Origin of the sequence: Ignavigranum ruoffiae, assembly GCF_900110675.1 — a bacterium.
In the GTDB taxonomy this organism is placed as follows: Bacteria; Bacillota; Bacilli; order Lactobacillales; family Aerococcaceae; genus Ignavigranum; species Ignavigranum ruoffiae.
In genome coordinates this window covers 97,590-108,833 of record NZ_FOEN01000007.1, presented here as the reverse complement: position 1 = coordinate 108,833, position 11,244 = coordinate 97,590, and the positions used below count along the sequence as shown (strand labels likewise).

The window sequence follows — 11,244 nt, the reverse complement described above, 5'->3', positions numbered from 1 at the left end:
CTTGGATAGTGGCTTTGAAGATGCCTTTCAATATACCGTCATCGGGAATGGCTACACCCGACTGAAAAGCACCAATCTTCTTGAACGATTGAACCAAGAAATCCGTAGAAGAGAAAAAATCATTCGTATCTTCCCCAATCGAGCTTCAGCCAATCGATTAATAGGTACTATTCTTATGGACATGCATGAAGAATGGCTTAGTTCGACAAGAAAGTATATTAAGTTTGATCAGTAAAAGACCGGTGAAACATTGTAATATATTTTACACAAGATTATGGACTTGACTAATGAATATGTAAACTATCATTATTTTTATTTAGGAATCCTCTACAATCAAAAAGACAAACCCTGACGATGAAATCCTACATCATCAAAGTTTGTCTTAAGTCTGAACAGCCCGAAGGCTGTTAGTTATTTATCTTCTATTCAAAAGTGACGGCTGTGCCGGTACAAGTCACCATCATCATGCCATTATCAGAGCCCAGCATGGAATAATCAAATTCAATGCCAATCACGGCTTCTGCGCCTAAATCTTTGGCTCGCATTTCCATTTCCATCATGGCTTCTTGGCGAGTTCGGATTAATTCTTCTTCATAGCCTTTTGACCGTCCACCAAAGACATTGCGCAATCCTGCTGAAAAATCCTTTAGAAAGTTAATCCCAGTAATCGATTCACCGAAGACAATTCCCTTGTATTCTTTAATACTGCGGTGTTCGACAGATGGTGTTGTAGTTAATAACATAGCCTCACTCCTTAGTTAGATTTACTATATTATGTCATGTTAACGATTTCTTAGAATCCACCCTAGGTCTGATTTTATTCTTCTTCGTGTTGATTCATCCAAGTGACTTGATGTTTTCTAGATAATCTGAGTACCTCTTGCATAAACTCTTCTAATAGAGGGGACAAATCAGGGTCTGACAAATAAGATTTGGCCTGTTCGATGACCTTTATTTCACGTTCTTCATCGAGGACTTCCATCCCTTGAGCTTGCTTAATGGCTGCAATTTCTTCGACAATCTTGATCCGTTCTTCCCACAAGCCGACCATTTGCTGATCGATTTGATTTATCTGCTGACGATAATCTTCAAACATGTTCTTCCCCCTTAAATTAAAACCATCCCTAATGGATAAGCGATGAAACTGACAATAAGAATGCTCCAAAACAAGAGCCACAAACCGAGAGTTAAACTTTGCCGACTATGAATCCAACCGCTACCGATTGAAATCGCCACATATGGCATGGCCGGTGGTGTCATCCAGGCCAAGGAAGCCATTAAACCGATGAGGCAGGCTAAGACATTTAAGTGAATGTCTTGCATGGCTGAACTGCCGATCAGACTGACTGCAACCGTCGTGACCATGGAGACGGTAACCAAATTCGACGACAAGTTGGTTTGTAGACCGGCCCAAACTACAAATAACAAAATGAATAGTAGGACGGGTAAACCTTGGAACCAAGTACTGAAAGTCTGATTAATCAAGTCGACCAGTCCCAATTCCGGACTCGCAATAATCGATCCCAAGCAGAGGGTCGCTGCAACCAACAAGAGACTTGGCCAATGAACACCTTTACTCATCGTTTGCGGAATATTCAGTAGTGGTTCACCATCGATTACAATCATTGCCATTAATATTGCAACCAACAATGGTGAAAAGACAATGCCAGCATTTTTTATTATTAGACTAAATGCTGGCCAAAGCCCGCTCATCAACTCTGGCAAAATCCATAAAGCTACCATCAGTAAGAATAAAGCCCCGACTATTTTTTCTCTGAGGGTCAGTTTACCCGTAACTTGAATACTTTTTATATCTGATATATGCATTTTATCAATTTTCAATGGGAAAACATAGCGCAAACTGAGCAGAAGTACGGCATAAATCAGCAAACCTGTAGGAATCCCGATTTGCATATACTGAAAGTTACTAATACCTTGACCACTGGCGGATTGATAAATCCCCATCGCCGTAATTGCAAAGACATGGTTAATCGGTGTCATGGCCGTGCCGATGGCTAAAGTAGCATAGACAGCAAATAATAAATAGGCTGCTGAGGTTTCACCCTTCTGCCAGTTAAACTGCTGACATAGTTCTTCATAAATTGGAAAGACAAACATAAATAAGACCGAAGGCGAGAATATCATGGCCAAAGCCAGGAAGACCAACAACATGACCCGAATAAATCGCCGGGGTTGCGCTTGAACCCAGGCTTGGTTCAAGGCCCAGGCGGTTAAGCGACTAAGACAGCTAGTCTGATTCAAAGCAGCCGTCACAATAAAGGTTAGAAATAGAAAGACAAAAGTGCTATTACCAAAGGAAAGGCTGGCAATTTTGGCCAAATTGTAATCGCCAATAAATGACAAGGCCAATAAGGTGAGTAAACTGGGCCAATCCAGAGCAACAAACAACCATAACAATAAACTGCCGATAAAAATACAGATCAGCGAGAATTGATCAGTGGTAAAATTTAGCCACTGCCAATCATAAACTTGAATCAAAAAGCTATTCAACAATAAACACAAAGAAACAACCATGACAATTTTTTGAGAAAATGAATAATATAATTTATTTTGATTTAATGACATGGCTAATTCTTACTTCTCCTTGCGCATCATATCAAAGCGTTCGACCGCTTGATCGACTTTCAACTGACAAATCATCATGGCATGAGGGGCTTCCATAATTTCCAAACCATCTTCATCCCATAATTGACGCACTTCTTGTTGGAAATGGCGCATCCCTGGTCCGTAGAATTCGACGGTGTCGCCGACAACGAACTTATTCCGTTGTTGAATGGTGGCAATGCCGGTGTCAGGATTGTAGTCAAGAACTTGACCGACAAAATTATAATGAGGAATGCGGCGGCGGCGACCAAATAATTGTTCATTCTCGGTGGGTGTACCATAGAAGAAACCTGTCGATAATTCACGTTGGGCAGCCTTCCATAATTCGTCGACCCATTCTTGCTTTAATTCATAGTGCTCAGGATCTTCACAGTAGGCATCGACGGCCGCTCGATAGACATTCACAATCGTCGACACATAATGGATGGATTTCATGCGCCCTTCAATTTTCAGACTATCCACACCAGCTTGAACTAAGTCGGGGATATGTTCAATCATCGCCAAGTCAACGGAGGACATGGCGAATTTCTCGCGGATACCTTCTTCGCCGGCGCCGACATGATGACGAATATCTTCAGTATCAATATCGAACAGTCCATACTTCCAGCGACAAGACTGGGCACAACCTCCTCGGTTGGCATCCCGTTGCGACATATGGTTAGATAAGACACAGCGTCCAGAATAAGAGATACACATGGCTCCATGAACGAAAGCTTCAATCTCTACGTCTACCTTCTCATTCATGGTACGGATCTCTTCCATCGAAACTTCACGCGCCAAGACGACCCGTTCTAATCCTTCGTCAGCCCAGAAGTTGAGCGTTTCATAATTGGTTGCTGAAGCTTGGGTGGATAGATGGATTGGCAAGCCTGGTGCTTCAGACACACAAATTTGAATCAGTCCTGGATCTGAGATTAAGACCGCATCAATCCCTAAATCACGCACCGTACGGAAGAATTCTCCTGAGCCTACTTCATCGCCCTCATGTGTGATCATGTTGGCAACGAGATAGACTTTTGCCCCACGTTTATGAGCAAATCCAACAGCTTCCGCCATTTCTTCATAGTTAAAATTCCCAGCTCGACTCCGTAAACCGTAAGCTTCGCCCCCAATATAGCAGGCATCAGCCCCATAGTGAATGGCTGTTTTTAATTTCTCTAAGGTTCCAGCTGGCGCTAGAATTTCGGGTTTTTTTAATTTAATTTCTGTCATAATTACACCTCTCTTAGACTATCTCTTTAGGATCTTTCTCATAGAAACCAGTATCGAGACCCCGTGTAGCGGGATGAAGACTGGCTACGATTGATTGATAATGAGCAGATTTCTCTTGGTCCCACTGACCTGCCTCAATCGCTTGTCTCATTTGATCGAAAGCTGAAGCAATCTCCACAAATTGATCCGGATGGCTAAAGAGTCCGTCTAATTTCCAAGTCCTCAAACCCATCTGATATAGTTCATCCAGATGTTCTACCATAGAGATATCATTGTTCGCAAAGATATGAGTGCCATTGTCGTCTTCGTAAATTGAGTAATGGGTATCCTTCTTCAATGGCTCTGATAAGAATAAACCGCGATCCCGGCCCACCGATTCTTTCTTAGCAATATAATTGAAGTAATTTTCTAATAAAGGTCGTCTGGATTGATGGATACAAGTTGCCCCATAGACCAGCGTTTCTACTGGCACCGTCACTTCTCGGGCTAAGACTTTTAGCTCGTCACGTGGAATTTCCCGCGCCAAGACGGCTCCAATTGCTCCACGCTTGGCCCAGAAGTTAATTTGTTTGGAATTGGTCACGACCACTTGAGCATCATAACGATAAGGAATAAATAAATCATGGCGTTTCATCTTCTGAATTACACCCGGGTCGCCCAAGGTCACACTATCTACGCCAATCTCTTTGAGAAACTCAAGATATTCAGGAACTTGATCAATTCCCTCATTATGGAAAATAGCATTCAAAGCAATAGATACTTCTTTACCAGCTTCATGGGCCAGTTGAGTTAAGCTTGCTTGTTCTTCACGACTAAACGAATATGGTAAACGTAAACCAAAACGATCCTCACCAAAATAAAGGCAGTCGACGCCTGCGGCCAATAAATCTCGGCCTTGTTGGATAGATTCCACTGTTGCAATCAGTTTAATCATCCAATCCCTCCTATCAGATAAAAAGTGTCATTGTCAATTATAATGCTCAAAGAATTTAGATTCAATCCTTTATTCCCTTTCCTAGCGAATGGAAACCCTTTAATCGCGTACAATATAAAAAATATCGCAAACAGCACCATCAGCCATAGAAACTGAAGAAACTATTTACGATATTTTGCCGGTAGGCTTTAATTTATTTTTGAATGCTTTGTGCCATATCTAAGATGGCCCAGGCAATTTGAAATTTCGAGGTTTTAGCGAGACAGCGTTTATCTTGATGAGTGACTAAGGTCACCGCATTTTGATCAGTACCAAAGCCAATATCTGACCGACTAACATCGTTGGCCACAATCATATCAGCGCCTTTACGAACTAGCTTAGCCGTCGCGTTCTTCTCAACATCTTGAGTTTCAGCTGCAAAACCAATGACCAAAGCCCGATCCTTAGGTAAACCAGCTAAGATATCAGGGTTTTCAACTAGATGAAGGTGCCAATCATTTGAAACTTGGCTCTTATCTTTCTTAATCTTTTGCTCTGCCACTTGAGCTGGCCGATAATCTGAGACTGCTGCGGCCATCACAACCATATCTGCTTCTTGCACTTCTTCAGTCATCGCTGTCTGCAATTGGTGGGCATCCTCCACATCAATCAACTGAATTTCGGGAATTACCGCCAAATCGCGAGCACTTGGAGTTCGGACTAAAGTAACCTGGGCCCCGGCCAAGGCTGCGACATGGGCGATGGCCAAGCCCATCTTGCCACTGGAATGATTCGATATGTAACGAACAGGATCAATGGCTTCCTGGGTCCCTCCCGCTGAGATCACAATTTTTTGTCCAGTTAAATCTAATCTTTGTTCTTGCTGACTGATGGTCGCTAACGCCATAACCGCCTGAAGAATTTCTTGACCTTCCGGCATCCGGCCCTTGCCTTCATAACCTTCTGCTAGGAAACCTTTAGCCGGGTCAAGAACATAATACCCATCTTGACGTAATTGATCAATGTTTCGTTGGGTCGCTGGGTGATCCCACATCTTATTATTCATCGCTGGCACAATTAAACAAGGTCGATTACAGGCCAGTAGCGATGCAAGGGCTTCATTATCAGCGATACCATGAACCAATTTCCCTAGGCTATTGGCTGTAGCAGGTACTAAGATGGCCAGATCTAGCCAATCTGCCAAATGAATATGCCCGACTGGATCGGGATAAGTGGATTGATCTCTTAGAACTGGATATTTAGTTAAGACTTCAAAGGTAAACGGGGTGACAAATTGTTCTGCTGCCGGCGTCATCGCTACCCGAACCTGAGCCCCAGCCTTAATCAAGGATCTGACGAAATCTGGAATCTTGTAAGCTGCTATACCGCCACTGACATAGACGGCAATCTTTAATCCTTCTAACATGATTCGCTCCTTCATAAAATTCTTTTATCTTAATGATTATACACTAATTAATGACGCCTGCCCATTTCTCTGATTGATTGAATCAAGTAGGCAACAAAATCTGGCTATCTCAGACAAGTCAAGTCCATCATCCCTACCATCATAACAAAAAATATCCCAAAAAGGATGACTCTCTTCTTATTATATTATTCTTTTAAGCTGTCGATTTCTTGATCATCAGTTCTTTGACAAAAATTAGCCAACAAATTATTCTCCTCGCAAAAAATCCACTAGACAGTTGTCCGAGCAGAAAACTGCTGAGCCTGTCTAGTGGAAAATCTTTCTTGAAATCTTTGTTAAATTGACCCAAATTAAATGGTTATTGCTGTCGTCTCTTGTCAAAACTTTGGCAGATCTCTGATCCAAATACAGGGGGAAATCACTATTAGCAACAAAGTTTGACCAACAAGATATTTAGAACAAAACTATTTAGTCTTGTTCCTTACGGGCTTGATCGCCATGGTAACGTGCCAAAAAAGTTTGAGTCCGTTTGTGTTGAGGATGATTAATCACCTGAACCGCCGGCCCGTCTTCGACGATCACTCCCTGATCCATATAGATAACTCGGGTCGAAACATCGCGGGCAAAGTCCATTTCATGAGTGACTACAATCATGGTCAGCCCTTCATGAGCCAGCTGAGTCATGGTATCTAAGACCTCGCCGACCATCTCCGGATCTAGGGCCGAGGTCGGTTCGTCAAAGAGTAAAACTTCAGGATTCATCGATAAGGCACGGGCAATAGCCACCCGTTGTTGTTGGCCACCAGATAATTGGTTAGGCCGAGCATCAACATAAGGAGCCATGCCTACTTTTTCAAGATTGGCTAAGGCAATTTGTTCTGCTTCTTCTTTAGAGCGACCTAATATTTTAATTTGTCCCAAGGTACAATTCTTCAAAACATTCATATTCTTAAAGAGATTAAATTGTTGGAATACCATCCCGACTTCGGCACGGAAATGATTTTGCTTATAATTTGCGCCTAAGATCGAAGTCCCTTGATAGAGAATATCGCCCCCTGAAGGTTCTTCCAGAAGATTCAAGCAACGTAGGAGGGTAGATTTTCCCGAGCCAGAAGAGCCAATAATCGAAATGACTTCGCCTTTATTCACTGAGAAATCGATATCTTTCAATACCACATGGTCGCCAAACTGTTTAGACAGATGGGACACTTCGAGGATACTTGCTGGTTGATTAGTCATTGGTCTTCACCCCTCTCACGGCTGTTGTCGAAGACGACTGCTTGACAGTATAGGAGTCGGTCCCAGACAGACTTTTCTCAATTAAGTTTAATACTCGTGTGGTTACAAAGGTTAATACAAAATAAATAATAGAAGTAATTAAAAAGGCCTGGAAAGTTAAGTAAGTTGAACCAGCTGCAGATCGCGTTACGAAGAATAATTCGGTCACTGCAATTACATTCAGCACTGAGGTATCCTTAATATTAATCACAAATTCATTTCCCAAAGTGGGTAGAATCGATTGAATCGCTTGTGGTAAAACCACATAGCGCATGGTTTGGGTATGGGTCATACCAATCGCTTTGGCACCTTCATATTGGCCCTTATCCACACCATGAATACCCCCGCGAATGACTTCAGATAAGTAAGCACCGGTGTTAATCGATACAATCAAGAAAGCTGCAGTCATCGAAGACAAATCAATATTGAAAAAGAGCTTCAAACCATAGAATATCAACATGGCTTGAACCATCATTGGGGTCCCCCGGAAAATTTCGATATAGGCGACTAGAAGAAAATCAATCACTCGATACAAGTAATAGGCCGGACGCCCTTTCTTAAATTGACTGCGCATTGAACGAATCACCGCCACTACCAGACCAATCAGTGAGCCCACAATGGTCGATACCAAAGCAATCAGCATGGTGTTGGCAGCTCCTTTTAGGAATTGATTACCATAGCTATCCCATAGAGAGACTACTTCACCCCAAAAGCTTGGATCCTCTTGACGAAGGTTAAGTTGAACCATGTCTTTCATTAACTCGTCACGATCTTCATTGGCAAATTCCGCCAAAATTTGGTTAAAAGGCTGGGTCAATGGACTGCCTTTCCTTAAGCCAATCGCGATGCCTGTATCATAATCGGTTAAGGCAAATCCTTGCTGATCGGCAAATTTAACATAAGTTAACTTGGAGTTGGCAGCAACAGCAGCCATGGCTCCGGGTTCTTCAGAAACATAGGCATCGGATTTGCCAGATAAGACCGATGAAATCATGGTCGGAAAGGAATCCATCGCCGTTTGTTGTTGGACTTGAGGAATTTGGGGAATTAAGTCATAGTGAAAGGTATTTAATTGTCCGGTTATTTTCGCCCCTTTAAAATCGGCTAAACTTTTGGCCGTAGCGTAGGAACTATCTTTGCGTACGACGAGAACCATTTGACTGTCATAATAATTTTCAGTGAAATCAATTTCTTTCTTACGCTCGGGAGTAGCCGACATCCCGGCAATGATGGCATCGACTTTACCTGAAGTCAGGGCCGGTGGTAAACCATCCCATTCTAATTTAACAATTTCTAGTTCTAAGCCGAGTTGGTCGGCAAGCCTTCTAGCGACTTGTACATCATATCCATTCGCATATTCACCGGGTGAATTTGAAACAGCAACTGCACCATTCAAATCAGATGGCTGGGACCAATTAAAAGGAGCATAATTCGCTTCCATACCGACACGGAGGATTCCCTTGGCTTCCAAGCCCTCATTTATTTCTACTTGAGTCTTTGATTGTGAATCTTCTGTTTGAGCTAGCCCAGCTATCGGTTGATAAGCCAGTCCCAAACCGAATATACAAGTCACAATCAGTTGAATTTTTCTTAGCCAACGACGTTTCATTCGTTTCCTCCTTGTCTTTGATTTTGTTGTAGACTTCAATATACCTGGATTGCTGACCGATTTCAAGACCTCCAAGTCAAGTAAAAGGCTTACATGACGGCCTTGATTAATATTTTCTTTAAAATATTCAATGAATAAAATTTTTTGATTGATTAGACGATCTTTTAGCCGGGAGCTTGAGCGAACTCTATTTTATAAATCTTCCATAAAAATACCGCCAAGAAAAGATTGAACTTTTCCAAGCGGTAAATGAAATTTTGCCAGACTTATTTAGAAGAATCTGATCTGCTCTCTTGATGCTTCTTACTTAAATCTGAATCCAAGGGGCGGGCCGAACATGACCGGCCAAATTCTACCCCATGTTTCTTCCGATTGTCTTGAACAAAGATTGTTAAGCCAATGACGAGACCAATAACAATGATCGGCATTATGATATCTGCGATGGTAAGCCCTCCTTCTTAAAGTCAGTCCGCATGAAAGCAAGGCTACAAATGACCATGACAACTATACCAGCAATCAGTCCAACCATTTCAGCAAGTTGAGTATTGGCTCCCCAAACGGCCCCAAATCCTTCCGGCGCAATAATAATGTAGGAAGTCACAACGACAGTCATGAACATTGCAGGCACCATGGCTACCCAATATTGTCGACCATGTTTCTTCAGGTAAGCTGCTGCTGCCCACAAAGCAATCGCAGCTAAGGTTTGGTTAGACCAAGAGAAATAGCGCCAAATAATATTGAAATCAATAAAAAGCAAAGCAACCGCAATAACAAATAATGGTAAAGCAATCATATAACGTTGACGGATTGCTTTTTGTGGTATTTTGAAGGTATCCGCAATAATCAGTCGAATAGAACGGAACGCTGTATCGCCCGAAGTGATTGGACAAGCAACCACACCCAAGATGGCTAAGACCATCCCAGTACGGCCCATTAAACCTTGCGAAATCTTATTCACAATGACTGCAGCCTTACCACCTTCAGCCGCTAAACCTTCTAAACCACCGAAGAACGTCATCGCTGCTGCCGCCCAGATCAAAGCGACATAGCCCTCGGTGATCATTGCACCATAGAAGACACGTCGACCTTCAGCTTCAGACTTAATTGTCCGTGCCATTAGTGGCGACTGAGTTGCATGGAAACCAGAAATAGCGCCACAGGCAATCGAAATACATACATAAGGAAAGACAGATACCCCATCAACATGAGGGTTGGTAAAAGCAAACTCAGGAATTTCAGCGAAACTTCCATTAAAGATCATTCCACCGACAATACCCACTGCCATTAAAACTAAGGAAATTCCGAAAATTGGATAAATTTTAGCGATAATCGCATCGATTGGTAAAATCGTCGCCACAATATAATAAATTAAAATAGCTGCAACCCACCACCAACGATTCCATTGAGTCAGATTGGCCAATAAGTCAGCCGGTGAAGAAACAAAGACAACACCAACCAAGAGTAATAAGACTATCGAAAAGACAACCATCACCCAACGTGCTGTTTCACCCAAGTTCTCACCAACTAATTCGGAGACAGAAGCCCCATTGGAGCGAACCGACATCATACCGATCATTATATCGTGAACCGCTCCGGCGAAGATACAACCAAAGACAATCCAGACAAAGGCCCAAGGTCCCCACATAGCCCCAGCAATCGCACCAAAGATTGGACCGGTTCCGGCAATGTTTAAGAATTGAATTAAGAATGATTTCCATAAAGGCAAGGGAACATAGTCGACTCCATCATAATTTGAAACTGCTGGCGTTTCCCGATTAGGATCCGTTCCAAAGACTCGATCAGCAAATTTGCCATACACAAAATAACCCACAGCTAACGCAATACAAGATAAAATAAAAGTTATCATCATGGCTCTCCTTTATAAATTAATTTAACAAATTTGAATCAACCTATTCTAATAATATGTCGCATCATTTGTTAATTAGACCTACTTTATCATGAATTAATGGTGAAATCTACTCATTTATTTCTCATAAACAATTTATATCGCTGTTTCAATAGGACGCATTTAAGCACTTAGAGCCAAATTTACTTATTATTAATTTCTAAATTTTTTTATACTATAACAACTTCTAAGGCTTGATTTTTGTGAAGTTACTAGAACATTTTATTTATTGGCTGTAGACCGCTATAATGATAGCTAAAGATTCAGTTCATTGA

The 11,244-nt window shown here is 42.0% G+C and carries 11 protein-coding genes; 1 reads left to right on the top strand and 10 read right to left on the bottom strand.

The annotated features are described in order from the left end of the window. A partial coding sequence (locus BMX34_RS06850) for a transposase (RefSeq protein WP_200793424.1) occupies window positions 1-235 on the top strand: 235 nt, incomplete at its 5' end. A gap of 187 nt (window positions 236-422) precedes the next feature. Here BMX34_RS06850 and BMX34_RS06845 read toward each other — a convergent pair. The 10 genes from BMX34_RS06845 to BMX34_RS06805 form a co-directional block, all read right to left on the bottom strand. After that, a complete protein-coding gene (locus BMX34_RS06845; protein WP_092572108.1) occupies window positions 423-743 on the bottom strand; it encodes a heavy metal-binding domain-containing protein in 321 nt (106 codons plus the stop codon). Window positions 744-817: 74 nt separating this feature from the next. Beyond that, window positions 818-1,096, bottom strand: coding sequence for a chorismate mutase (locus BMX34_RS06840; protein ID WP_092572106.1), 279 nt, complete (start codon window positions 1,094-1,096; stop codon window positions 818-820). Window positions 1,097-1,107: 11 nt separating this feature from the next. Continuing rightward, the gene (locus BMX34_RS06835; protein WP_092572104.1) at window positions 1,108-2,586 is read right to left on the bottom strand and encodes an SLC13 family permease; all 1,479 of its coding nucleotides are present in this window, start codon (window positions 2,584-2,586) and stop codon (window positions 1,108-1,110) included. Window positions 2,587-2,595: 9 nt separating this feature from the next. Beyond that, window positions 2,596-3,837 carry a peptidase U32 family protein gene (locus tag BMX34_RS06830; RefSeq protein WP_092572102.1) on the bottom strand — a complete coding sequence of 414 codons (1,242 nt, stop codon included), beginning with the start codon at window positions 3,835-3,837 and terminating at the stop codon, window positions 2,596-2,598. A gap of 13 nt (window positions 3,838-3,850) precedes the next feature. Beyond that, complete coding sequence (locus tag BMX34_RS06825; protein ID WP_092572099.1) at window positions 3,851-4,771, bottom strand: peptidase U32 family protein; 921 nt, start codon at window positions 4,769-4,771, stop codon at window positions 3,851-3,853. 193 nt (window positions 4,772-4,964) lie between these two features. Beyond that, window positions 4,965-6,176, bottom strand: coding sequence for a bifunctional phosphopantothenoylcysteine decarboxylase/phosphopantothenate--cysteine ligase CoaBC (coaBC, locus tag BMX34_RS06820; RefSeq protein ID WP_092572097.1), 1,212 nt, complete (start codon window positions 6,174-6,176; stop codon window positions 4,965-4,967). 468 nt (window positions 6,177-6,644) lie between these two features. Next, window positions 6,645-7,415 (bottom strand): amino acid ABC transporter ATP-binding protein, encoded by a 771-nt coding sequence (locus BMX34_RS06815; RefSeq protein ID WP_092572095.1) that lies wholly within the window; start codon window positions 7,413-7,415, stop codon window positions 6,645-6,647. Beyond that, window positions 7,408-9,063 carry an ABC transporter substrate-binding protein/permease gene (locus BMX34_RS06810; protein WP_092572093.1) on the bottom strand — a complete coding sequence of 552 codons (1,656 nt, stop codon included), beginning with the start codon at window positions 9,061-9,063 and terminating at the stop codon, window positions 7,408-7,410. The genes BMX34_RS06815 and BMX34_RS06810 overlap by 8 nt, the downstream gene beginning before the upstream one ends. 266 nt (window positions 9,064-9,329) lie before the next feature. Beyond that, window positions 9,330-9,491, bottom strand: coding sequence for a hypothetical protein (locus BMX34_RS09745; protein ID WP_159428883.1), 162 nt, complete (start codon window positions 9,489-9,491; stop codon window positions 9,330-9,332). Further along, a complete protein-coding gene (locus tag BMX34_RS06805) occupies window positions 9,491-10,930 on the bottom strand; it encodes a carbon starvation CstA family protein (protein ID WP_092572091.1) in 1,440 nt (479 codons plus the stop codon). Before BMX34_RS06805 ends, BMX34_RS09745 begins: the two co-directional genes overlap by 1 nt. Between the last annotated feature and the right edge of the window lie 314 nt (window positions 10,931-11,244).